The organism is Halomonas sp. GD1P12 (assembly GCF_025725645.1).
Lineage (GTDB): Bacteria > Pseudomonadota > Gammaproteobacteria > Pseudomonadales > Halomonadaceae > Vreelandella.
Genome location: NZ_CP107007.1, coordinates 2552655 through 2574929 on the forward strand (window position 1 = coordinate 2552655; position 22275 = coordinate 2574929).

23 protein-coding genes are annotated in these 22275 nt (G+C 62.0%); 7 read left to right on the forward strand and 16 right to left on the reverse strand.

What is annotated here, in order from left to right:
• Positions 1-16 precede the first annotated feature (16 nt).
• From OCT39_RS11730 to OCT39_RS11750, 5 genes are all read right to left on the reverse strand, one after another.
• Complete coding sequence (locus OCT39_RS11730; protein WP_263584646.1) at positions 17-871, reverse strand: hypothetical protein; 855 nt, start codon at positions 869-871, stop codon at positions 17-19.
• A gap of 60 nt (positions 872-931) precedes the next feature.
• Positions 932-1336 carry a hypothetical protein gene (locus OCT39_RS11735; protein WP_263584647.1) on the reverse strand — a complete coding sequence of 135 codons (405 nt, stop codon included), beginning with the start codon at positions 1334-1336 and terminating at the stop codon, positions 932-934.
• Between the two features lie 71 nt (positions 1337-1407).
• A complete protein-coding gene (locus OCT39_RS11740; protein ID WP_318152965.1) occupies positions 1408-2463 on the reverse strand; it encodes an SDR family oxidoreductase in 1056 nt (351 codons plus the stop codon).
• 104 nt (positions 2464-2567) lie between these two features.
• The gene (locus OCT39_RS11745; protein WP_263584648.1) at positions 2568-4181 is read right to left on the reverse strand and encodes a PQQ-dependent sugar dehydrogenase; all 1614 of its coding nucleotides are present in this window, start codon (positions 4179-4181) and stop codon (positions 2568-2570) included.
• A gap of 69 nt (positions 4182-4250) precedes the next feature.
• On the reverse strand, positions 4251-4517 hold the full coding sequence (locus OCT39_RS11750; RefSeq protein WP_263584649.1) for a DksA/TraR family C4-type zinc finger protein: 267 nt from the start codon (positions 4515-4517) through the stop codon (positions 4251-4253).
• A 385-nt stretch (positions 4518-4902) separates the two neighbouring features.
• Between OCT39_RS11750 and OCT39_RS11755 the strand changes: the two genes are divergently transcribed.
• A complete protein-coding gene (locus OCT39_RS11755) occupies positions 4903-7773 on the forward strand; it encodes an EAL domain-containing protein (RefSeq protein ID WP_263584650.1) in 2871 nt (956 codons plus the stop codon).
• 10 nt (positions 7774-7783) lie between these two features.
• Here the strand turns inward: OCT39_RS11755 and nfsA are convergent, their stop codons facing one another.
• On the reverse strand, positions 7784-8521 hold the full coding sequence (gene nfsA / locus OCT39_RS11760; protein WP_263584651.1) for an oxygen-insensitive NADPH nitroreductase: 738 nt from the start codon (positions 8519-8521) through the stop codon (positions 7784-7786).
• 166 nt (positions 8522-8687) lie between these two features.
• Between nfsA and OCT39_RS11765 the strand changes: the two genes are divergently transcribed.
• Positions 8688-9476, forward strand: coding sequence for a class I SAM-dependent methyltransferase (locus OCT39_RS11765; RefSeq protein ID WP_263584652.1), 789 nt, complete (start codon positions 8688-8690; stop codon positions 9474-9476).
• A gap of 64 nt (positions 9477-9540) precedes the next feature.
• Here the strand turns inward: OCT39_RS11765 and OCT39_RS11770 are convergent, their stop codons facing one another.
• The gene (locus tag OCT39_RS11770) at positions 9541-10602 is read right to left on the reverse strand and encodes an NAD(P)-dependent alcohol dehydrogenase (protein ID WP_263584653.1); all 1062 of its coding nucleotides are present in this window, start codon (positions 10600-10602) and stop codon (positions 9541-9543) included.
• Between the two features lie 174 nt (positions 10603-10776).
• Here OCT39_RS11770 and OCT39_RS11775 point away from each other — a divergent pair, with 174 nt between their 5' ends.
• Positions 10777-11664: an AraC family transcriptional regulator gene (locus OCT39_RS11775; protein WP_263584654.1), complete on the forward strand. Its 888-nt coding sequence runs from the start codon at positions 10777-10779 to the stop codon at positions 11662-11664.
• An 8-nt stretch (positions 11665-11672) separates the two neighbouring features.
• Here OCT39_RS11775 and OCT39_RS11780 read toward each other — a convergent pair whose 3' ends face one another.
• Positions 11673-12098, reverse strand: coding sequence for a VOC family protein (locus OCT39_RS11780; RefSeq protein ID WP_263584655.1), 426 nt, complete (start codon positions 12096-12098; stop codon positions 11673-11675).
• Positions 12099-12215: 117 nt separating this feature from the next.
• On the opposite strand from OCT39_RS11780, the gene OCT39_RS11785 reads away from it, so the two are divergent.
• Both OCT39_RS11785 and OCT39_RS11790 read left to right on the forward strand, forming a co-directional pair.
• Entirely contained in the window at positions 12216-13085 is an 870-nt protein-coding gene (locus tag OCT39_RS11785; RefSeq protein ID WP_263584656.1) for a LysR family transcriptional regulator, read from the forward strand.
• A 54-nt stretch (positions 13086-13139) separates the two neighbouring features.
• On the forward strand, positions 13140-13373 hold the full coding sequence (locus OCT39_RS11790; protein WP_263584657.1) for a DUF3820 family protein: 234 nt from the start codon (positions 13140-13142) through the stop codon (positions 13371-13373).
• Here OCT39_RS11790 and OCT39_RS11795 read toward each other — a convergent pair.
• The 4 genes from OCT39_RS11795 to OCT39_RS11810 form a co-directional block, all read right to left on the reverse strand.
• Entirely contained in the window at positions 13370-13708 is a 339-nt protein-coding gene (locus OCT39_RS11795; RefSeq protein ID WP_263584658.1) for a hypothetical protein, read from the reverse strand. The genes OCT39_RS11790 and OCT39_RS11795 overlap by 4 nt on opposite strands.
• Positions 13709-13724: 16 nt before the next feature.
• Positions 13725-14198, reverse strand: a complete 474-nt coding sequence (locus tag OCT39_RS11800) for a metallophosphoesterase family protein (RefSeq protein WP_263584659.1) — start codon at positions 14196-14198, stop codon at positions 13725-13727.
• A 6-nt stretch (positions 14199-14204) separates the two neighbouring features.
• The gene (locus OCT39_RS11805) at positions 14205-14834 is read right to left on the reverse strand and encodes an SDR family oxidoreductase (protein ID WP_263584660.1); all 630 of its coding nucleotides are present in this window, start codon (positions 14832-14834) and stop codon (positions 14205-14207) included.
• Between the two features lie 88 nt (positions 14835-14922).
• Positions 14923-15537, reverse strand: a complete 615-nt coding sequence (locus tag OCT39_RS11810) for a flavin reductase family protein (protein ID WP_263584661.1) — start codon at positions 15535-15537, stop codon at positions 14923-14925.
• A gap of 193 nt (positions 15538-15730) precedes the next feature.
• On the opposite strand from OCT39_RS11810, the gene arfB reads away from it, so the two are divergent.
• Entirely contained in the window at positions 15731-16144 is a 414-nt protein-coding gene (gene arfB, locus OCT39_RS11815; RefSeq protein ID WP_263584662.1) for an alternative ribosome rescue aminoacyl-tRNA hydrolase ArfB, read from the forward strand.
• Positions 16145-16326: 182 nt separating this feature from the next.
• On the opposite strand, the gene OCT39_RS11820 is transcribed toward arfB, so the two are convergent.
• From OCT39_RS11820 to corA, 3 genes are all read right to left on the reverse strand, one after another.
• Positions 16327-17373, reverse strand: coding sequence for a proline racemase family protein (locus OCT39_RS11820; protein WP_263584663.1), 1047 nt, complete (start codon positions 17371-17373; stop codon positions 16327-16329).
• 92 nt (positions 17374-17465) lie between these two features.
• Positions 17466-18635, reverse strand: coding sequence for an alcohol dehydrogenase catalytic domain-containing protein (locus OCT39_RS11825; protein WP_263584664.1), 1170 nt, complete (start codon positions 18633-18635; stop codon positions 17466-17468).
• A gap of 97 nt (positions 18636-18732) precedes the next feature.
• Entirely contained in the window at positions 18733-19701 is a 969-nt protein-coding gene (corA, locus tag OCT39_RS11830) for a magnesium/cobalt transporter CorA (protein WP_263584665.1), read from the reverse strand.
• Between the two features lie 165 nt (positions 19702-19866).
• Here corA and OCT39_RS11835 point away from each other — a divergent pair, with 165 nt between their 5' ends.
• On the forward strand, positions 19867-20547 hold the full coding sequence (locus OCT39_RS11835) for a hypothetical protein (RefSeq protein WP_263584666.1): 681 nt from the start codon (positions 19867-19869) through the stop codon (positions 20545-20547).
• 21 nt (positions 20548-20568) lie between these two features.
• Here the strand turns inward: OCT39_RS11835 and OCT39_RS11840 are convergent, their stop codons facing one another.
• Positions 20569-22068, reverse strand: coding sequence for a CoA-acylating methylmalonate-semialdehyde dehydrogenase (locus OCT39_RS11840; protein WP_263584667.1), 1500 nt, complete (start codon positions 22066-22068; stop codon positions 20569-20571).
• Positions 22069-22275: the final 207 nt, after the last annotated feature.

The following is a 22275-nucleotide window of genomic DNA, read 5'->3' on the forward strand; positions in this document are numbered from 1 at the left end:
TTCGTATCGTTGAACGTTAGCCCTTCAATAGCTCTTCCGGCGTCAAACTCTGGTAATCAGGGTCCAGCCCCTTTCTCAGTTTCCTGTAGAGAACCTCAAGCAATTCGTACATCAAGCCGCCCGCAATAATGGAGAGCAGCATAATTCCCATGAGCGCCCAGAACGTGAAGAGCTCGAATTTCACGATGAAATAGAACGCGAGCCCAAGGCTCAGGAACATGGGCGGAAGGCTGAGAAGATTGAAGCGCCAGGCTTGGCGCTTGAACACCTTTCGCCCGTACTTCTCGAAGGTGCCGTTAAGGTTGATTCGGTCGCTCGCGTTGTCCCGGTCTTTCAAATTGAAGAGCAGCGCCTCTTCGATCCCCTTATAGCGCTTGCTCAAATTCAGCGGCGGGTACATCCGTAGAAAGAGGGCGTGAACCTCGATGACATGACCATTCAACCTCTCGAGGAGGTCATACGACCCCGGTGGTCCGTGCAGCAGCGCATTGCCAATGTAATATTCGTTGACGTAGCTAACGCCGCCGGCGTTACTGGGTACGCGCTTTTTGCGGATGGTCAAAACGCCGCGAATGATGGCGACACGCGGGTCGATGCGTAGGCGGCGTTTATAGCCCAGCCAGAAGATAAAGGCCCCGCCCAGCATCTGGCCCACCACTAAAAAGACGATCAGCAGCCACGCGACCGTCTCCATCCACGGGTCATCCAGATAAATGACGACGCCAAGCCCCACTCCCGAACACAAAAGCAGTACGCCCACGCCCATTAAAAACCAGAAGAGATAGCGGTGCGTGGCGACCACTTGTTTCGCGTAATGGTACTCGTGCCGGGTGATCAGCCGCTCACCGATGATCGCGCCGTGATAGGTCATTGAAAGCCCCTCGCCGGGCGCTGTATTGAATCGATCAAAGCTTGAAGATGAAAGCCGGGATCAGCTTTTGAAGGGTCGGTGCTTTTCATACAGAAATTCGACGGAGTGCTCAAACAGCTCCGCAATATGCGCCCTGGCGGTCTCGGGTGTCACGAGATAGAAGTGTCGGATCAGCGCCTTGCGGCCCAGCAGATTGAAAACGCCTTTTTTGGCGACGATGGAAAGATCGAGAATGCCCTTGTCCGCCTCGACGGGAATGAAATTGTAGTGCGCGTGCTGGCCCTTGAGATCGCCCAGCAGGAACTCCAAACCTCCCCCGCTGCCCAGCTCCTCGAACATTTCGGCTTCGTGCTGGTAGGGGTACTGGTCGATGATGTCGCTCGCTTTCTCGAAGCGGTCGGTCGTGATCCGACGATGAACGAACTCACGATCAGCGGTATGGTGGGAGTAGGAGATTTGGACCATCGAGCAGCCTGCGGGTGGAAATAATTAAGCGCCTAATTATATACCATCAGCTCCCGCAGGCCGAGCCGGGTTCAGGGCTGGCCGCTGCCGCCGGCGGCGCCGTAGACGTGGCCGGTGGTGAAGCTGGATTCCTGAGAGGCGAGCAGCACGTAGACGCCGGAAAGCTCGACGGGCTGGCCGGGACGGCCGAAGGGCGTATCTTCACCGAAGGTTTCGACGGCGTCATCCGGCTGGCCGCCGCTCGGTTGAAGCGGTGTCCAGAACGGGCCCGGGGCGACGGCGTTCACGCGAATGCCCTTTTCGGCCACCTGTTTGGCCAAGCCCTTGGTGAAGGCGATGATCGCCGCCTTGGTCATCGCGTAATCGAGCAGGATCTTCGGCGGATCATAGGCGACCACCGAGGAGGTGTTGATGATCGCCGCCCCGGCGCCCAGATGCTCCATCGCCGCCTGGGTAATCCAGTACATGGCGTAGAGATTGGTTTTCATGGTGGCGTCGAAGTCCTCATTGGACATATCGGTGATCGACGCTTTCCACTGCTGACGCGCGGCGTTGTTGACCAGAATATCCAGCCCGCCCAAGCGTTCGACGGCAGTTTCGACCAGCTCGCGGCAGAACTGCTCGCTTTGAATGTCGCCGGGGATCGCCACCGCCGTGCGCCCTTCCGCCTCGATCAGTTCGATCACTTCGCGGGCGTCAGACTCTTCCGCTTCCAGGTAGTTGATCGCAACATCCGCCCCTTCACGGGCGTAGGCGATCGCCGCGGCGCGGCCGATGCCGGAGTCGCCGCCGGTGATCAGCGCACGACGGCCGGCCAGCCGGCCGCTGCCCTTATAGCTCTGCTCACCGTGGTCCGGGCGCGGCTCCATCTCGCCGGCCAGACCCGGCCACTGTTGTGGCTGATTGGTAAACGGCGGTGACGGGTACTGGCGGGTCGGGTCCTGCTTGTCGAGCAGCGAACCATCGCCGCCTTCACCGCGCGCGCCGCTTGCGGCGGTGGACGAAGAGCCACTTGCCGAGGATGAGGACTGCGCAAACGCCGGTGTGGCCATGGCTGCCGCCACACCGGTTGCCAAGCCGCCCACGATCTTGCGCCTTGTCGGGTCGAACGAATTGATTGGCTTCATCTTGACCTCCCTGTCATGAGTCGATGCGAAACGTCGATGTAAAAAGTCGATGCTCTTTGACTTTAGTCGCGATCGAACAAATGACCAACCGGCAGACGCCGTGATTAACCGTTGCCGCGTACCACCCGAATGAGCCGCCCTTCCGGGCTGTCGGTGAGCAGATACAAAGCACCGTCGGGGCCGGTGCGCACGTCGCGAATGCGCTCCTCGAGTTCGCCGAAAAGCCCTTCCACGTCCTCGGCCTGAGTGAGGTCATCGTTTAGCGTAACGCGGCGCACTTCGCGATCGACCAGCGAGCCGATCAGCAGATCGCCCTGCCATTCGGGGAAGAGTTCGCCGTCGTAGCGCGTCATGCCCGACGGGGCGATCGACGGCGTCCAGTCCAGAAGCGGCGGCATGGTGCCGGGGTACTCGGTGAACGGCGTGACCCGGGCACCGGTGTAATCGAGGCCGTGAGTGGCGATCGGCCAGCCGTAGTTGGCGCCGGGTTCGATGATATTGATCTCGTCGCCACCGCGCGGGCCGTGTTCGTGAATGATGACGCGGCCCTCACCGTCGACTACAAGGCCCTGAACGTTACGGTGACCAAGGCTGTAGATTTCCGGGCGGGTGCTATCTTCACCCATGAACGGGTTGTCCTGAGGGGCGCTTCCATCGCGGTTCAGGCGCACGATCGTTCCGATGTGGTTATCGTTGTTTTGCGCCTGCTCGCGGTAATCGAACCCGTCGCCCAGGGTCAATATCAAAGTGTCATCGGGTAACCACGCCAGGCGTCCGCCAAAGTGGGCAGCGCCGCGCTTGGCGGGCGCGACGCGAAAGATCTCTTCCACATTCTGCAGGGCGTTATCGACCAGCCGCGCGCGGGCCAGGCACGTATGGTTGGCGGTCAGGTCGCCGCAGGCGTAGCTGAGATACAGCGTTTCATTTTGAGCGAAATCGTTTGAGAGCAGCACGTCGAAAAGCCCGGACTGCTTTGAGGCGAACACCGCCGGAGCGTTGTCGATGGCCACGCTCTCCTCTCCCGGCGTTATCCGCCGAAGCCGTCCGGGCCGCTCGGTGACGAGCATGTCACCGCCGGGCAAAAAGGCGAGCGACCACGGGTGTTCGAGACCCTCGGCCACAATTTCCAGTCGGTAATCAACCGATGCCGGCTCTTCGGCCTGGTCCTGGGCATGGGCCTGAGGCGGAGCCGTTGACGCCATGCCTACCGCCATCAGCGCAACGGCGGCCGTAGTTGCTGACGCCCCGCGGTGCGCGTGGTGCCGGCCGCGGCCGCGCAGCAGCGCAAGCGTCAGACCAGCGGCGCCAGCGCTTGAAAGCATTGCCACGAACCCAAGCGAGGTGCGGGTAGCGGCCACGAGCGTGGGCATCGGGGCGAAGTGGTCGACCAGATGAAAGGTCAGAAACAGCGCGATGATGGCCAGCAGCGGGCAGAGTAGCAGCCGGTAGCGCCCGGCCAGGGCCAGCTGCGATATTAAAAGCGCCGCGCCCTGAGAGACGATGAAGCCTATAGAAAAGAGCAGCGCGTAGATCGGTGAGAAGGTGACCAGATCCCAGAGCGTGGTCATCACGCGGCGAAACGCGGAGACCTCGACGCCCATGGTCGAAAGCGCCGCCAAATTGGCTTGGGTCTGGATGATGCTGCCAAGCACGATGCCGACCAATAGCGCGATCGCGACATGCAGGCTGACGGTAAATCCGGGGGATCTTTTTTGCATGAAAACGCTCTTTCCAACGTGAGGTGCCACACCGAGGGTGGCCGCGAAACGTACCATCGACCAGGGCGCCTAACGCAGCTGGCTATCCTTACTGCCGCGGCGGTTGTAGCCGCTGGCGCGGCTGGCGTGCTTGTCCTGCTCGGTCTGGCAGGCGATACAGAGCCTGACCCCGGGCAACGCCTTACGCCGCGGCTCGGGGATCACCGCCTCGCACTCTTCGCAGTGATGGCGGCTTTCACCGCGGGGTAGCTGGCTGCGCGCCCACTCTACACCCTCTTCGAGCGTGCTTTCGATCTGCTCCTGCTCGGCGCCATCCTTTGCCCATCCACCGGCCATATCGACTCTCCTTGACTGTGTACTGACAGCGCATCAATGCGCCGCGGTTTTCGTGATCCTCCCCATGAGTATAGTGCCGCAGGCGCCTGGCTGCCTTGAACGAAATACCGCCGATGCGCTTTCTTGCGCCGTTTTTCGCCATGCATCGAGATAACGCGGTTTTATCCGCTATTGAAGGTTTTAGCCCCTTCCAAAAGCCGATAAGCTGGCCTTTTAAAGAGCATCTTTTTAACAAACGTGTTTCATTAAAAAGTGTGTGGCGTGCCTGCGCCTGGCCGACACGCGCTAGAGAGACAGGTTTTGACAGGCAAGCGAAAACGGGCACATGCGTTTGTCATCACCTTCACTACGCTTTTAAGCGTTGCTTATCGGGAAACGTCTATTCATGCAGCCTAAGGCACACCGTCAGGCGCCTCGCTGGCTGAGCCTGACCTGGCGGGTACTCGCGCTTAGCAGCCTTTTGCTTTTGGTGCTGGTGGTGCTTTTCGTTTGTCTGGGTCAGTACTATTTGACCCAGCAATTGGAGTCGACCCGCTTCCAGCATCACGAGCGCCAGCAGCGCGAAATTCATTTGGCCATGCAGCGCTCCAGCGACAGTCTGCGCCAACTGGCCGGGCTTGCCACGACCACGCCGGAACTGGGCGCCGCACTTGAAAACGACGACGTGGCGACCCTTCGCGCACTGCTGGGCGCCCAGTGGCCGACGCTGCAGCTCGAAGGCGGGGTGGATAACCTCTTCGCGTTCAACCGCCGGGGCGAGCAGGTCGTGCAGCTGGGCCACGGCGATGAAACGCCGATTTTCCCGGCGCGGCGCTGGATCGACGACGTGCTTAAAACGCAAGCCTCGATGTCGCGGCTGCGCTGCGCGCTGACCTGCCACCAGTTCGTCGCGGTACCAGTGCTGAACGACGGCGTCAACCAGGGGGTGATGATCCTTTCGCGCAACCTCGCCGAGACGATGCGCGAGGTCAAGGCGGTCTCGGGAAGCGAAATCGCCTTGATGGTGACCGGCAGCGACGACCACGATAGCGCTCAACAGGTGAGCATTCCCGAGTGGGAGGGCTACGTCGTCGCGCTGACACGCCCGGAGCAGGTGATGCCGGTTCTGCGTACGACCGCAAAAGACGTTTCGATCCATCAACTGGTCAACGCCCCCTATCGCGTGTCGCGCGACAACCGCCAACTCGAGGTGAGCGCCGTCTACATGCAGGATGACGGCGACTGGCGAAGCGCGGGCTACTTTCTGCTGATGGCCGACACGTCGCTGCAGCTGATCGCCATTGAGTCGGCCACCCGTACGCTAATGCTGGTGGGGGTGACCGGCGGCATACTCGCTGAGCTGTTGCTGCTGCTCATTCTGTTTGGGCCGATGGCACGGCTTCGCCACGTTTCCGAGCTGCTGCCCTCTTTGGCGCGGGGAGAGTTCGACAGCGTGCGGCGTCGGCTCTCTTTTACCCACTCGCCCTGGCGCAACGAAATCGACGTGCTCGAGGAAGCTACCCGCGCTCTGGCGCTGCAGCTCAACACGCTAGAGGACGATGCCAAAGAGCGCAACGCCGAGCTTTCAAGCCGCGTCGAGGAACTCGCCGGCGAGCGCGACTTCGTCAACAGCCTGCTCAATACCGCCCAGGTATTCATCATCGCTCAGGACGCGTTGGGCTACATTCGCCTGGTCAACGGCTACACCTGCAAGGCCCTGGGGCTCGAAAAAGCCGATCTGATCGGCCGTCGGTTCGGCGAGGTGTTCAATCACCCTTACCCGATGATCCTGCCGCTGGTGGAGCGCCTTCGCCCGCTTAGCGGTGAGCCGCTTAGCGTCGAACGGCCCGCCCCGGAGGAGAGCACGTTCGAGACGATCAACAAGCAGCGCTCGACCGTTGCCTGGTATCACGCGCCTCTGAACCAGGCCCACAACGGAGGACTTTCCCGTATTACCGTGGGGCTGGACATTACCGAGCGCAAGATTGCCGAAGCGCGCCTGACCTGGCTTGCCGAGCGCGACACCACCACCGAGCTCTATAACCGCCGCTACTTCCAGGATGCGCTGCAGCTCTCGCTTCAGGATCATGCCGAGGTCGCCGTTTTGCTGCTCGATCTCAACCAGTTCAAGGAGATCAACGAGCTCAGCGGCCATCACGTCGGCGACTCGCTGCTCAAGGAGGTCGCCTTCACGCTCAGCGCCAATCTGGGCCAGCGTAGCACCATCGCCCGCCTGGGCGGCGACGAGTTCGCGCTGCTGATGACCGATATCGGCGGCGACCAGGCCATTGGCGTTGCTCAGTATATCGTTCAGCTGATCAACGCCATCGACTTCAGTGCCGGGGGCCGCAAGCACCACATTGGCGCCAGCGTCGGCATCGCGCTCTACCCGCTGCATGGCAATACGCCGGAGGACTTGCTGGCCAGCGCCGATATCGCAATGTATAAGGCAAAAGAGAGCGGCAGCCCCTACTGGCACTTGCTGTCGATAGTAGACAATGCGAAAAGCGAGCTTCAGGAGCGGGTCTACTGGATCGAGCGGATACGCGCGGCGCTGGAAACCGACGAGTTCGAGATCTGGGTACAGCCGATCATGTGCCTCAAGGATCACTCCGTGAAGCACTACGAGGTGCTTTTACGCCTGAGAAACGCCGATCAGAGCCTGGTGCTTCCGGCACACTTCATTCCCATAGCCGAGCAGAGCGGGCTGATCACCCAGGTGGATCGCTGGGTGATCCATCACAGCCTGCAGGCGTTGACCGTGCTTCAGGAGCGCGGCATTACGCTGGCGCTCAATCTGTCCGGGCAGTCACTGCACGACCACGGCCTGCGCCAGTATCTGACCCAGGCACTTCAAACCCACCGGGTCGACCCGTGCCGTCTGATTCTCGAGGTGACCGAAACCGCCGCGATCACCGACTTTTCGATTGCCCACAACGTGCTGCAAAAACTGCGCGAGCTGGGTTGCCAAACGGCGCTGGACGACTTCGGTGTGGGTTTCAGCAGCTTCCACTACCTGGGCCAGCTGCCGGTGGATTACATCAAGATCGACGGCTCGTTCATCCGCAACCTGCTGACCGACAGCGACAGCCAAACCATCGTCAAGGCGATCGCCGATATTGCTCGCGGGTTCGGCAAGCAGACCATCGCCGAGTTCGTCGACCAGCAGGCGCTGGTGCCGGTGCTACAGTCCCACGGTATTCATTACGCCCAGGGGTATCATTTGGGCAGACCCATGCCGCTGAGTGAGCTGCTCAACGACGTCACTCAGTGGTGATGGCCACCCCCTATTTCATTTCAAAGCCGCGCTCGATGAGAAACTCGCGCATGTGGGCGCGCAGCTTGGTTTCGAATAGCGGGGTCAAATTGTGCGACCAGTCGGTGTCCTTGTTGGCGCTGCTGCGTGCCTGGTAGTAGGCCCGCATGGTCTCATCGAAGGCGGCGACCTGCTCGCGGTCGTCCTGGTAGACGTCCTGCTTGAGAATCGCCTCTACCGGCAAACGCGGCTTCACTTCCGGCAGTTTGTCCGGCTCCGGATAACCCAGGCAAAGCCCGAAAACCGGGTAGACCTGGTCGGGCAGTTCCAGCAGTTCGCTGACCGCTTGAGGGTTATTGCGAATACCCCCGATATAGCAGATCCCCAGGCCTTCGGACTCTGCGGCGACCACGACGTTCTGGGCGACCAGCGCTGCGTCGACGGTAGCGACGAGCAGTTGTTCGGTCATACCGGACACCACCTCGGCCCCGGCGCGCTCGGCCGCCTCGAGCGGGCGCTTCATGTCTGCGCAAAACACCAGAAAGTGGGAGGCGCTGGCGATATAGGGCTGCCCGCCGGCAAGCTCTGCGAGCTTTTCACGCTTTTCCGGTGCTTTCACGTCGATGATGCTGTAGGCCTGCACGTGGCTCGAGGTCGCCGCCGCCTGGCCGGCCTCGATCAGCTCGAGCAAAAGCCCCTGCGGGATGCTCTGATCACGAAACTTACGTACCGAGCGGTGGCTCATCATCTGCTTGATCGTGTCGTTCATGGTGCCTCGAGAAGTGGTCGATTGAGTAAAAACGTCGCGGCCCCTGCGCGCCGGCCGCGGTGGAAAACCCTCAGGATAGCGCTATTTGCCTGTTCATAAAGTCGCGCGTTGCGCACTATACTCATGAGAGTAGCGCGCCGTCTTTTTTCAGCCCCGGAAGCCCACCATGTCCGATACCTTTGAAGACCAGCCCCCGCAAGCCCCAGGACAGCGCTGGGATGCCCGCCAGTACGCCGACCACGCTGACTTCGTACCCAAACTGGGTGGCGACGTGTTCGACCTTCTGGCCGCGCAACCCGGCGAGCGCATTCTCGATCTGGGCTGCGGTGACGGCGCGCTGACCGAGCGCATCGGCAAGGCGGGCGCCGAGGTGGTCGGCGTCGACGCCTCCGAGGAGATGATCGAGGCGGCCCTGGCCCGCGGCGTGGACGCGCGACGCATCGATGCCTACCAACTGCCCTTCGACCAGGAGTTCGACGCGGTGTTCAGCAACGCCGCACTGCACTGGATGCTCGACCCGCAAACGGTGCTGGCCTGTATCAAGCGCGCCTTGAAACCTGGCGGGCGCTTCGTGGCGGAGTTTGGCGGGCACGGCAACGTTGCCGCCATCTGCACCGCGCTGATCGCCTCATTACAGTTTCGCGGCATCAGCGCCAAGCACCGCCATCCCTGGTACTTCCCCACCGTCGAGGAGTACACCCACCTGCTCGAAACCGTTGGCTTCAAGGTCGATAGCATCGAGCTTATCGCTCGGCCGACGAAGCTTCCGACGGGCATGGCCAACTGGCTCGACACCTTCGCCAGCCCGTTTTTCCACGGCCTTGATGACGACATCAAGGAGACGGTGATGGACAACACGCTGAATTTGCTCTCCCACAGCCTGAGCGACGGTCAGGGTCACTGGAGCGCCGACTACGTGCGTCTGCGCGTGACGGCCCACCTGCCCACGGCGTAGCGCTAACGGCAAAAACGCCACCCGCGGCAAGCGGGCGGCGAATATCAAAGCACGATGTACAAACTCAGGTTTGGGCGTTTGTAAGCGTCGCCATGTCGATCACGAAGCGGTAGCGCACGTCGCCTTTCTCCATCCGCTCGAAGCCTTCGTTGATGTCGTTGATATCGAGCATCTCGATATCGCAGCTGATACCCTGCTCAGCGCATAGCGTCAAAAGCTCTTCGGTTTCGGCGATACCACCGATCAGCGAGCCTGCGACCACGCGGCGCTTGAACACCAGATTGAAGGCTTCGATCGCGGGTTCGATCGGCTCCAGCAGACCCACCAGAATGTGCGTGCCGTCATACTTGAGCGAGGCGAGATACGGGTTCAGGTCGTGCTGGACCGGCACGGTGTCGAGCATGAAGTCGAACGTCTCTGTCACCGCGTCCATCTGCGCCTGGTCGCTCGAGACCACGACGTGGTCGGCGCCGTTGCGTTTGGCCTCCTCGACCTTGGCGCTGGAGCGCGTGAACACGGTGACTTCCGCGCCCAAGGCCTTGGCAAGCTTAACGCCCATGTGACCAAGCCCACCCATGCCGATCACGCCGACCTTGTGGCCCTTACCCACGCCGTGATGCTTCAGCGGCGAGTAGGTCGTGATACCCGCGCACAGAATGGGCGCCGCCGAGGCCAGATCGATGCCGTCCGGCATTCTGAGCACGAAATGCTCGCTGACCACGATCGCATTGGAGTAGCCGCCCTGGGTGATCGTGCCGTCCTGGCGGTCGGGGCTGCCGTAAGTCATGGTGAAGCCTTCCAGGCAGTACTGCTCCACGCCATCCTTGCATGCGCTACAGGTGCGACAGGAATCGACCATGCAGCCTACCCCGACCAGATCGCCCTGCTTGAAGCGGCTGACTTTCTCGCCCACCGCCGTCACGCGGCCGACGATCTCGTGACCCGGCACGACCGGATACTGGCTCATGCCCCAGTCGTTGCGGGCGAAGTGCAGATCGCTGTGGCAGACGCCACAGTAAAGAATCTCGATGGCGACGTCGTCGGCGCGCGGTGCACGGCGCTCGAAGCTGAAGGGAGCCAACGGTTTATCGGCGGCAAACGCGGCAAAGGATTGTGTCTGACTCATGAGCACTCCTGATAGGGTCAATCGTGAGTGCTGATTATCGACCCCTGGGCGGCGTTTTACGATGCAGGAAGCTACGTCGTTTTTGCTCGTTTCTCCATAACTGCGTGATCAAGTAACAATAAAGCGGCCAAAAATGGCACAATATTTTGAATATTGCCTGCCTGGAGACCTTTCATGGTCACTCCTTTTCATACCTCGACGCCGCTGTCGGCGCTCGTTGCCGCGCTGATACGCCATGATGGCTTCAACGCCACGCCGCTGGAGCAGGTATCACTTTTATACCTGGGCCGTCATCAGCCGCGCACGCCGCTGATGTACGAGCCCAGCCTGATCGTGATCGCCCAGGGGCGAAAAACAGGCTATCTGGGCGACCGGGAAATCCATTACGACCCGGGCCAGTATCTGGTACAAACGCTGCCACTGCCCTTCGAGTGCGAAACCCACGCAAGCGTCGAAGCGCCACTGCTGGGCGTGTCGATCAAGCTCGACCCGGCGCTTTTGGGCGAACTGACCAACGCCATGGGCCAACCTCCGCCGGTCGAGCCGCCCCCTCAACCCATGGCATCGGTAGCGATGAGCGCGACCATGCAGGGCGCGATTATCAGGCTGGCCGAAACGCTGGGGGATACGGGAACGTGCCGAGCCATGGGCGCGGCGCGCATTCGCGAGGTGGTGTTCGAGGCACTCAAAGGCGAGCAAGGCCCGGCGCTGCGCGCGCTGGTACAAGGCCACGGGCATTACGGGCGCATCGTGCAGGCACTGTCGACGCTGCACGATCATTTCGATCAGGAGATCAGTGTCGAGGCGCTAGCGCGGCGGGTGAACATGTCCGGATCGGCGTTTCATCAGCACTTCAAGCAGATCACCCATACGTCGCCCGGTCAGTACGTCAAACGCCTGCGCTTGCTGAAAGCGCAGGCGCTCTTGGCCGGACAAAGCCATAACGTCAACCAGGCGGCACTAGCGGTGGGCTATCGCAGCGCCGCCCAGTTCAGCCGTGACTACAAGCGCTACTTCGGCCACACGCCGCTGGCGCACCGCCAGCGCGAGCGCCAGGTCTGAACGCGGCTCTATTTGGCGAAAATCTGGCTCTTGTCCTTGAACGCCTTGAACTCGAGGGCATTGCCGCAGGGGTCGAGCAAAAACATGGTGGCCTGCTCGCCGACCTGGCCCTTGAAGCGCACGTAGGGCTCGATGACGAACTCGATACCCTGGCTTTTCAACCGCTCGGCAAGCGCTTCCCACTCGCTCCACTCCAACAGCACGCCGAAGTGCGGCACCGGCACATCGTGACCATCTACCGGGTTGGTGTGGGCACTCTCCTGGCCCGGGGTTTTCGGATGGCCGTGAATGACCAGCTGGTGACCGAAAAAGTTGAAGTCTACCCAGTTGTCGCTGGAGCGGCCCTCTTCGAGACCGAACACGTCGTTGTAGAACGCTCGCGCCAGCGGCACGTCATAAACGGGGATGGCGAGATGAAAGGGAGATAGGCTCATGGCAGGCTCCTCTAAAGGGTAATCAGTGCGTCGGTTGCGCGAAAAATCCATGCTAGGCCGCTTTATGCCAAAATAAAATCAATATTTTTTTGGCCGATTCACAAAAAGGATTGATCAATGATCCGCGAACTCAGAACGCTTTTGGCCGTGGCTCAGGAGGGCACTTTCGCCGGCGCCGCACAAAGGATCGGCCTGACCCAGTCCGGTGTAAGCGCCCAGATCAAGCGGCTCGAGGAGCATTTGGGGGTGGCGCTGTTCGAGCGCCAGGGGCGCAACTCGCAGTTGACCCACCAGGGCCAGGAAGTGCTGAGCCAAGCGCAGGAGCTTATCGCCCTTTACGGCCAGCTTGGCCTTGCCGGCGAGCGGGCCGAGACGCAAACCGTGACCATCGGGGCGATCGCTTCGATGCAGCGGCTGATACTGCCCCAAACGCTCGCCCACTTTCACCAGACCCACCCGGCGTGCAAAACCCGCGTGCTACCCGGGCTTTCCATGGCGCTGCTGGATCAGGTAGATATTGGGGAGCTCGACATGGCGATCATCATTCGCCCGCCTTTCGCACTGCACCGCGGCCTTTGCTGGCACACCCTGGCGCGGGAGCCGTTTCAGCTGCTGGTGCCCGCCGGGATCGAAGGCGATGATTGGCGCGCCCTGCTTACCCGCCACCCGTTCATCCGCTACGAGCGCACGTCGTTTGGCGGGCGCCAGGTGGAGCGCTTTTTGCGCGAGCAGCACTGCCAGGTAGAGGACGTGTGCGAAGTGGACGAGCTCGATGCCATCGTCGCGCTGGTGGCAAGCGGGGTCGGCGTGGCGCTACTGCCCGCCTCGAAAGCGCTAACGCACTGGCCTGATCACGTGCGCGCGATCGAATTGGCTGCGCCGGATTTCTACCGCGAGATTGGCCTGGTGCACCGCGGCGCCGGGCTCTCCACGCCCAGCGCCCGTGCGCTTGCCGAGATGCTGGCCGCCGGCGCCGACACCCAGTAAGCTTTTGCCCATCGATGGCCCTCTCGGCCAACCACGACCCCTTCGGAGCGCACTGTGAACCCGGAACATCTGGAAAAACTCGTTACTCACACCATGCCCTACGGCAAATACCAGGGTTGGCTCATCGCCGACCTGCCGGGGCCTTATTTGAACTGGTTCGCGCGGGAAGGCTTTCCCAGCGGTGAGATCGGCACACTTCTGGCGCTGATGCACGAGATCGACCACAACGGCCTTGGCGAGCTTTTGACACCCCTTCGAAAGCGACCCGCCACGGCGCAGCGCCGCTAGCGGTTAGCCAATGCCTGAGCGAACTCGTTGCGGTACGCGTCTTGCTGTAAAGAAGGATCCAAAGGAAAGCGCTCGAGGGTGCGCGCCAGCTCGAAAAAGCCCTGGCCGGGCATGGCGTCGCGCCGGCTGACCACCAGGGCGGCAATGAACGGCCGGCCGCTGGCCGCGTCTTCATGCATGAGCGCTTCCAGCGCCTGGGTGACCCGGGCAATGGTGCGCGGCGGCTTTAATTCAAGGGCAGTGGCCACCTGTTGATAGGTCAGCGGCAGCGCACTGGCCGGGGTATCTGTCAGCAGGGTTCGCACCGCATCGGTGAGTGAGGCGGATGATGCCATCGGTCTACTCCAGGCGCTAAACGGGCAGGTGAAGAATGGCGTGGCGCAAATGATGCTCACCACACCAGAGCTTCCCAAGCGTGAGCGGAAGCTTGAAGCGGCGCTTGCCCGCCGCGCCCGGGTTGAACAGTAAACGCCCATGGCGCCATGCGTGAAAAGGCTTGTGCGAATGGCCGTGCAGCACCGCATCGCAGTCGGTGGCCTCGTCAAAATCCTCAAGCCGATGCACCAGATGCAGGCGCCAGCCATTGACCTCGATATTTTCCGTCAGCGGCAGTCGCTTGGACCACTGGGCGGTATCGATGTTGCCACGAACCGTGTAGACCGGCGCAAGCGCTTCCAGGCGTTCGAGGATCATGGCGTCCTCGGGTTTATGGCCCACGTCGCCCAGGTGCAGGATCAGCCCACAGCCGTCGAGAAGCGTCATCGCCTCATCGCGCAAGAGCCCGTGGGTATCGCTGATCACCCCGACCGGGGCGTCGAGTTTCATCCATGCCTACCCGAGAAGCTCGTCAATGGAGCGCTCACCGTTCAAGAGCGTCACCGAGCGATTCTCGAACGCCGGGTGCTGGCTAACGTGAACGAGGGCGTAGGCGACATCCGCCCGGGTGATCGAACCGCTCGGGGAGTCCTCCTTTGAGTCGGTAAACCTATGGGTCGGGGCCTCATCGGTGAGCGGGCCGGGCTTCAGGATCACGTAGGACAGCCCGGAATTTTCCAGGTAGCGGTCGGCGGCGAGCTTGGCGACCATGTAGGGGCGCATTTTTTCCGAGGCTTCCAGCGGCTTCTCGGCGCGAATGGCGCTGACCATCAAAAAGCGCTTCAGGCCCTTCTCCCTGGCGATGTCTACGGTGCGCATCGCGCCGTGAAGATCGATCAACAGCGTCTTGTCCGGGCCGGTGTGGGGCCCGGAGCCGGCGGCAAATACCACTTCGCTACAGCCATCGAAGGCGTGGGCCATCTCGCCTTCGAGATCGCCGATGACCACGTCGATGCCGCGCTCGGTAAACCATGTTGCCTGGTCTTCGCGGCGCACCATGGCTCTCACGGCGATGCCGTTACTGTGCGCCTGCTGGCAGTACTGCTTGCCGATCTGGCCGTTCGCGCCGACTACGAGTGTCGTCATGGTGCCTCCCTGGGGGTTGCCTGAAGATGTTGAGTCAAGCGCTAGTGCTTGGCTATGAATGAGTAAATGCCGACGCCGAACGCTGAATTCAACCCGGCCGCTCGATCACGAAGCGGTCGGTAATACGCACGTAGTCGTTGCCCGCCAGCCGCCCGGTGGGCTTGAGCGCTTCCATATCGACGTGGCGGCCGTCCCAAATGTGCTCGTCCACGTAAATACTCTCGATGCGCGCCAGCACCAGCGACCCGGCCAGGGGGCTATCGCCAAAGCGTACGATATCGAAAAGTGTGCAGCCAAACGCCACGGGCGCGGCCTTGATGCGCGGCACGCTAAGCCCCGGCATGTCGGCCTTTTCGAGCCCGGCGTGTTCGAACTCGTCCTCACCGGCCTCGAGGGTGGCGCTGGTGGCGTTGAGCGCCTCGATCAGGTCTTCGCTGCCGACGTGCACCACGCACTCGCCCACCGCGTCGAGATTGTTCACTGTGTCCTTGGCCTTGCCCTCGCCGTCCAGAAGCGGGGAAAACGCCAGCACCGGCGGGTCGATGCTGGCGACGTTGAAAAACGAAAACGGTGCAAGATTGGCCCGGCCCTCGGCGTCGCGGGTGGCGACCCAGGCGATCGGCCGCGGGCAAACGGTGCCGGATAGCAGCCGGTAGATCTTGCCCGCGCTCAGCTCGTTGTCATCGATCGCGTAGTGTGGCATTGCATGCTCCTCGGTAAGACTCCCTGGATGACGCCCGCGCCCCGGCGGCGCAAATCGCATCGCGTGAAACGTTTCAAGATAGCAGGTGATCGCAAGCCGCGAATAATCCGACCCAGCGACTGTGTTTTAATGGACCTGTATCCATGGACCTGTATCAATGGACCCATATCAATGAACGATTCAGGGAGCCTTCATGCTGACGCTTTCCAACAACGTGACGCTTGCGGACTGGGAGATCACCCTTACCCAGATTCGCGCTCAGGGCGCCGGCGGGCAGAATGTCAACAAGGTCGCCTCTGCGGTGCATCTACGCTTCGATATCCAAAGCTCGACCTTGCCGGCGATCTACAAAGAGCGGCTGATGGCGTACTCGGATCAGCGCATCAGCAAGGAGGGCGTGATCATCATCAAGGCCCAAAGCCACCGCACGCTGGAGCTCAACAAGGAAGATGCGCTACACCGGCTCAAGGCATTGATTCTCGAGGCGGTCACGCCGCGCAAGGCGCGCCGCCCCACCAAACCGAGTAAGGGCGCCAAACGCCGCCGGGTGGACAACAAGACGCGCAAGGGCGCGATCAAATCGCTGCGGGGAAAGGTGTCGCACTAACGCGCTTTGGATCTCGAAGGATAGTGGCGCGCCACGACACCGGCGCTCGCAAGTGACCCGGGGCGGGGGTCTTTCGCCAGGGAAGGCGAAAGTAGCGTACAGGGAGGTATTTACAGCGCCCCCGCCCCGGGTGGCTTGCGAGCCCACCCAGGGCGATCACCGCAAAAGGCGATGTGGCCGATTCACTGGCCGCAATGCCGGTCGCTCAGGATGTGATGCAGCTCGCCACAGGCCACCATGGGGTCGTCGCAGTTGATCACGATGCGCGACTCGGCCAGCACGTAGCTGCGCCCGGTGATGGTGTTCTCGACCACCTGATACGCCCCCTCCTGATGCGTGCCGGTAAAGGTGCCGATGAAGCCGGTTTCGCGCAGCGACACCGTCTCGAGCCTGTCGCCCACGTTGAGCCGCCCCTCGTAGTTCATCAGCGCAAGCCTGGCCGACGTGCCGGTGCCGGTGGTGCTTCGGCAAATCACGCCGGGGTGCACGTAGGTCGTCGAGCGCGAGCGGACGTAGTCGTCGGCGACCGGCTCTTCGGGCCCCATGAAGTGAAGAAAGGGTAGCGGCCCCACGTCGCCCAATGTGTAGTGGGAGAAGCCGCGCTTGGCCTTGATCGCCTCGACGATCTTGTAGGCGCAGGCAGCCAGTGCGGCCTCCTCGTCGCGCACCAGTCGAAAGCCGAGCGCCTCGGCGTCGACCAGCGCGTAGAAGCCGCCGCTGTAAGCGATCGAAAACGTCACCTCGCCGATGCCCGGCACGGCAATGGTCTCGCGGTAGGTATCGATATAGCTTGGCAGCCCCTCACAGGTGACCCACTCCACCACACCGTCCCGAACCAGCGCCTCGATCTGAACGAGCCCCGCCGGGGCCTCGAGCTTGAAGCGCTGGATGCCTTCGCGTTTGGGCACCAAACCGCTTTCGAGCACCGCCGTGGCAGTACACAGCGTGTTCGAGCCGGAATAGATGGGGTAGCCCATCACCTCCATGATGATGTAGCCCGCCGCCGCCTCCGGGTGCGTGGCGGGCACGATCAGATCCACCGACATCTCGGGAATGCCGTAGGGTTCACCCAAAAGTAGCCGGCGAAGTCCGTCGGCGTCGTCGCGCAGGTACTCCATCTGCGCGCGTACGGTGTCGCCGGGCAGCGCATCGATGCCGCCGGTAACGATCCGGCTAACGTCGCCGCCGGCGTGGGTGTCCATCAGCTCCAGGGTGTGGCGATTGTTCACGGGCGGCTCCGGTCAGTGAGTAAAGACATGAGAGAGGTGATCGAACGTCGTTGCTTTCGACGTCGTTACCTTCGACGTCGTTACTTTCAAAATCAAAACTCTCGATCGAGCGCGTAGGCCGCCCCGTGGGCGTCCCACTGGGCGTCGGGCACGATCACGACCTTGCCGAGGTAGTCGCTGCCGCGGCTGACGAAGTAGCGCTCGGCGTCGTGAAGCTTCGAGAGTTTGAACGCGGCGTGCAGCACCGGCTTGAGCGCGCCGCTGTCGATCCAGGCCATGAGCTTCGCCGCCTCCTCCCGGGTGCCGTGGGAGACGCCGAAGATCTGCACCTGATAGAGATAGATACGCGTCCACATGATCTCGCTCACGTTACCGCCGCTGGCGCCGGCGATCGAGAGCCTGGGGTAGGTGGTGCGCGTGCTCATGTCCGCGATCATGGTGTCGATGAACCGGTCGGTCATCTCGCCACCGACCAGATCCATCACCGCATCGATCGGCGCACCGCCGGTGGCTTCGAGCACGCGCTCGACGAAAGCGTCGAGACCGCTTCGGTCGATCACCGCCTCGGCGCCGAGCGCCAAAAGCGCCTGCGCCTTGTCCGGCTGGCTAACGGCGAAGGGCACTGCGCCGATGACCCGGCAGAGCTGAATCAGCGCAGTGCCCACGCCGCCGCTGGCGCCGCTGACCAGCACGCGCTCACCCGCGCGCACGCCGGCGGCGGTCATCATGTGATAGGCGGTCTGATAGGAGCACATGCCCATGGCGGCGAGCTCGGCGTCGGCAAGCGCCGGGTTCGAAATGTGATAGAACTGATCGGAAGGGACGGCAACGTACTCGGCAAAGCCGCCGTCGGCGCCGTGGCCGTAGTAGTCCGGCGCCAGGTTGATGTCGGCGCGGGCGTCCGGGTAGAGGTTGAAATCCAAAAGCCCGCGCTCGCCAAGGCGCGCCTCGCTGACACCGTCGCCCACGGCCACCACCCGGCCGGCAACGTCCGCGCCCTGAATGCGCGGAAAGGTCAGCGTCGGCGTCCCGCCCATGGCAAAGGAGGTCACTTCCTCCTTGCCCTTTGTCGGGTAGAGGCCTTCACGCGCCTTGCGGTCGGTGTTGTTCTTGGCCGTGGCGGTAACCTGCACCAGCACCTGGCCGGGGCCCGGGCGCGGGGTCGTGACGCCCTCGCGGTACACGAGCTTTTCGACATCGCCGTGCCCGGTCAAGAGCATCGCGGCCATGGTGCCGGGGACGGTTGAGCGCGCGTTGACCATAAAAGGTCTCCTGTCTCGGTGCTTGCGTGGGTTTGAATGACCATATCAAACTTTCCACCCCGCTCAATCCCCCGGCCGGGCCATTATTTAACGCAGGTCAAAACCACTTCTTGCGTTGGAAATACCACACCAGCATGCCGGCGATGGAGAGCATCAGCGCCCAGACGAAGAAGTAGCCGTAGCGCCAGCCAAGCTCCGGCATGTTCTCGAAGTTCATGCCGTAGATGCCGGCGATAAAGGTCAGCGGCACGAAAATCGCGGTGATCACCGTCAGTATGCGCATGGTGATGTTCAGCTGGTGCGAGGAGATCGAGATATAGCCGTCGACCAGGTCGCCGCAAATGTCGTAGTACATCTGCGTCAGGGTGTAGAGGCGCTCGAAGCGCTCGGCCACGTCGTTGATCGCGTGCAGGGTTTCGCTTTGATCCCGCGGCAGGTGCTCGTAGTCGTAGGCGGTCAGCTCCTGAGTGATGCCCTTGTGGTAGCTGAAGATGCGCCGCATTTTGACCAGCTTTGAGCGGTAGCTGATGATCTTGCGCATCAGCACATCGTTGCCGTCTTCCAAAAGCGCGTCTTCCAGGTCGCTCAGCGCAGTCTCGAACTCCAGCAGGCTGTCGCTGTAATACCCGGCCGAGGTGTACATGACTCTGAGCGCCGCGCGCTCCGGCGACTGCGCCAAAAGCGCATGGCCCTGAGCGTTGAAAAGCCGCTCGATACTCATCGCCTCGCCCGGATGCAGCGTGATCAAGAACCGCTCGCCGATGAAAAACGCGATCTGCTGAGGCACGAAGTTGAGCTCGGCATCGAACGACGAAATGCCGCGGTAGATGATCAGCGTATGGTGCTCGAACTCCTCGATCTTCGGCGGATGGCGATCCTTGTGGGCGTCCTGAATGGCCAGCGGGTGGCACTCAAAGCGCTCCAGCAGTTCGCGCTCGACCTCCTGGGGTTCGCCTTGAAGATCGATCCAGATATGGCTGTCCGGGGTGCTGCGCCACTGCTCGATGAGCTCTTCGCCGCCGACCAAAAGCGCGCTGCCCGGCGTGGTTAACATGGTGCGAATCATCGCGTGGTCTTCCTTAAAACGTTTAAAACCGTGCCGCTGCGGGCGCTAAAGGCTGAATACTTTAGTCTACGTTGAATTAAAGGGTTAACGCGACCGGCAATAATTAATGCCAATCCGGTCAAAAAGCCATACTTTTAGACCAAACGCTCACCGCGAGGAAACGCCATGAATCAGACCGAGGCCAAGGAACATGTACACGGCCGGCTGCACGCCCTGTTTGCCGACCCCTACCGTGCCTTCGACAACGATACGCCCGAACGCGAGCTGCATATCAAGGTCGCGCTCTACGTGCTGCTCGCCAGGCCCATCGCCCGCGGGTTGGTAACGCTTCGAATCGTCCACGGCTGGGAAAACGGCAACGACGACCCGGCAGCGCTCGCCCATATCGACTACCCCCTGGCCTCGCTCGACGATTTTCGCGCGGCGGCGAGCGGCTTTCAGGGAGACCAACCTCCCGCGGCCTCGAACGCCGGCGCCCTGCTGGCCGAGCCGCTGGCCGAGGCGCTGACCCGTGCCCGGCAGCAGGGCGTCACTCTGGAGCCTCACATCGAGCGGGCGCCGGCGCGCTGGACGGCGTTCGAAGGCGGGTTGGCGCTTTATACGCAGTTCAAGATGTACCACCGCCTGGTCTACGGCGAAGACGACAGCTACCGCTGCTCGCTGTGCCAAACGGCGCAGGGCGCGCGTGAGATTCACGAATTTCATCTCGAGGAGGGAGAGTTCGCGCTGCTCGTCCCACCAAAGGATGGGGCGCAGAGCGCTAAAACGCTGCTGGTTCTGCACGAAAGCCAACTCGATCAGATCGAGCGGCTTTTCGAGCTGTGTCTTCCGCTGGCAGACGATTGAGCGTGTCTTGTCCGGTAGACGTTAGCCAAGCGCAATGGTGCTGTTGATACCGCCGGAGACATTTTCCGGCTCGAACCAGCGGGCGGTGACGGTCTTGGTCTGCGTCCAGAACGCGATCGCCTGTTTACCGTTGGGGCCCAGATCGCCGAGTTTCGAGCCCCTGGAGCCGGTGAAGCTAAAGTACGCCACCGGCACCGGAATCGGCACGTTGATGCCGATCTGACCGACGTCGATATCGGTTTCAAAGCGCCGGGCCACCCAACCGGAGCTGGTGAAGATCGAGGTGCCGTTGCCATTGGGGTTGGCGTTGATGAACGCAATCGCCTCCTCCAATGTGGCCACGTTGACCACGCACAGCACCGGCCCAAAAATCTCTTCCTGATAGATACGCATCCTTGCGGTCACGTCCGAAAAGAGCGTCGGCCCGACGAAATTGCCTTCCGGGTAACCTTCCACCGCGTAACCGCGCCCGTCGAGTTTGAGCGCGGCGCCTTCTCGCTCGCCCTGCTCGATCAGCCCTTCGACCCGCGCTTTTGCCTGGGGCGATACCAGTGGGCCAAGATCCGCGTCGCGCTGGGTACCGGGGCCGACGCGCATGTTGCGCGCACCCTCGACGAGCTCGTCGAGCCAGGCCTGGGCCTCGCCTACCAGCACCACCACCGAGTTGGCCATGCAGCGCTGGCCCGCCGCGCCAAAGGCAGAGCCCAATAAGCTATTGATCGCCTGACTCTTGTTGGCGTCGGGCATCACCACGCAGTGATTTTTCGCCCCCATCATCGCTTGCATACGCTTGCCCGCCTTCGCCGCGCGCTCGTACAAAAGCCCGCCCACGTGAGACGAGCCGATGAACGACAGCGCCTTGATGCCCGGATGATCGGCGATCAAATTGGCCACCTCCGGCCCGCCGTGCACCACGTTGAGTACGCCCGGCGGCACGCCGGCCTCATGGGCGAGCTCGACCAGGCGCATGGTAGAGCTCGGGTCCTGTTCGGACGGCTTCAAAACGAAGGTATTGCCGGTGGCGATCGCCAGCGGAAACATGAAGCACGGCAGCATGATCGGAAAGTTGAACGCGGTAATGCCCGCGCCGACCCCGAGCGGCTGGTGCATGGTGTAGACATCCACGTCATTGGCCGCGTTCTCGGCAAGCTCGCCCAGCTGAAGCGAGGTGATCGAACAGGCGTGCTCGACCACCTCGAGCCCGCGACCAACCTCGCCTTCGGCGTCCGGCAGGGTCTTGCCGTGCTCCTCGGTGATCAGCGCGGCAAGCTCACCGGTGTGCTCGCGGATCAGCGCGGCGAGCTTCATCATGATGCGCATGCGCTTGTTCAGCGGCGTTTTACGCCACTCGGGAAAAGCCCGTTGCGCGCTTTCGATGGCGCGCTCGACCTCATCATTAGTGCAAAACGGCACGCGGGCCACGACCTCTTGGGTCGCCGGGTTGACCACGTCGCGCCACTCGCTGCTTTGCGAGGTGACGGCGGCGCCATCGATGTACAGGGGGATATCGCGTAGAGCCACAGCGTCTCTCCTTGGCTTTTATTATTGCTTTATCGAAGGTAAGCGTACCGGCCAAGATATAGCAGCAAGTTGACGTAAACGTCAATCGGCCTTGAGCGTCCGGGTGGGGCCAACTCCACGCCGTAGCGGCTTTACGCGGGCCGGACTATGCTGCGAGGTACTGCTTTGCGAGGCACTAATTGCGAAGTACGCCGTACGCTTTGCAAG

What these genes read in the sequence shown, in the direction of transcription:
- OCT39_RS11730 (WP_263584646.1), bottom strand. Translation starts at nt 871, where the DNA reads ATGACCTATCACGGCGCGATCATCGGTGAGCGGCTGATCACCCGGCAC.
- OCT39_RS11735 (WP_263584647.1), bottom strand. Translation starts at nt 1,336, where the DNA reads ATGGTCCAAATCTCCTACTCCCACCATACCGCTGATCGTGAGTTCGTT.
- OCT39_RS11740 (WP_318152965.1), bottom strand. Translation starts at nt 2,463, where the DNA reads ATGAAGCCAATCAATTCGTTCGACCCGACAAGGCGCAAGATCGTGGGC.
- OCT39_RS11745 (WP_263584648.1), bottom strand. Translation starts at nt 4,181, where the DNA reads ATGCAAAAAAGATCCCCCGGATTTACCGTCAGCCTGCATGTCGCGATC.
- OCT39_RS11750 (WP_263584649.1), bottom strand. Translation starts at nt 4,517, where the DNA reads ATGGCCGGTGGATGGGCAAAGGATGGCGCCGAGCAGGAGCAGATCGAA.
- OCT39_RS11755 (WP_263584650.1), top strand. Translation starts at nt 4,903, where the DNA reads ATGCAGCCTAAGGCACACCGTCAGGCGCCTCGCTGGCTGAGCCTGACC.
- nfsA (WP_263584651.1), bottom strand. Translation starts at nt 8,521, where the DNA reads ATGAACGACACGATCAAGCAGATGATGAGCCACCGCTCGGTACGTAAG.
- OCT39_RS11765 (WP_263584652.1), top strand. Translation starts at nt 8,688, where the DNA reads ATGTCCGATACCTTTGAAGACCAGCCCCCGCAAGCCCCAGGACAGCGC.
- OCT39_RS11770 (WP_263584653.1), bottom strand. Translation starts at nt 10,602, where the DNA reads ATGAGTCAGACACAATCCTTTGCCGCGTTTGCCGCCGATAAACCGTTG.
- OCT39_RS11775 (WP_263584654.1), top strand. Translation starts at nt 10,777, where the DNA reads ATGGTCACTCCTTTTCATACCTCGACGCCGCTGTCGGCGCTCGTTGCC.
- OCT39_RS11780 (WP_263584655.1), bottom strand. Translation starts at nt 12,098, where the DNA reads ATGAGCCTATCTCCCTTTCATCTCGCCATCCCCGTTTATGACGTGCCG.
- OCT39_RS11785 (WP_263584656.1), top strand. Translation starts at nt 12,216, where the DNA reads ATGATCCGCGAACTCAGAACGCTTTTGGCCGTGGCTCAGGAGGGCACT.
- OCT39_RS11795 (WP_263584658.1), bottom strand. Translation starts at nt 13,708, where the DNA reads ATGGCATCATCCGCCTCACTCACCGATGCGGTGCGAACCCTGCTGACA.
- OCT39_RS11800 (WP_263584659.1), bottom strand. Translation starts at nt 14,198, where the DNA reads ATGAAACTCGACGCCCCGGTCGGGGTGATCAGCGATACCCACGGGCTC.
- OCT39_RS11805 (WP_263584660.1), bottom strand. Translation starts at nt 14,834, where the DNA reads ATGACGACACTCGTAGTCGGCGCGAACGGCCAGATCGGCAAGCAGTAC.
- OCT39_RS11810 (WP_263584661.1), bottom strand. Translation starts at nt 15,537, where the DNA reads ATGCCACACTACGCGATCGATGACAACGAGCTGAGCGCGGGCAAGATC.
- arfB (WP_263584662.1), top strand. Translation starts at nt 15,731, where the DNA reads ATGCTGACGCTTTCCAACAACGTGACGCTTGCGGACTGGGAGATCACC.
- OCT39_RS11825 (WP_263584664.1), bottom strand. Translation starts at nt 18,635, where the DNA reads ATGGTCAACGCGCGCTCAACCGTCCCCGGCACCATGGCCGCGATGCTC.
- corA (WP_263584665.1), bottom strand. Translation starts at nt 19,701, where the DNA reads ATGATTCGCACCATGTTAACCACGCCGGGCAGCGCGCTTTTGGTCGGC.
- OCT39_RS11835 (WP_263584666.1), top strand. Translation starts at nt 19,867, where the DNA reads ATGAATCAGACCGAGGCCAAGGAACATGTACACGGCCGGCTGCACGCC.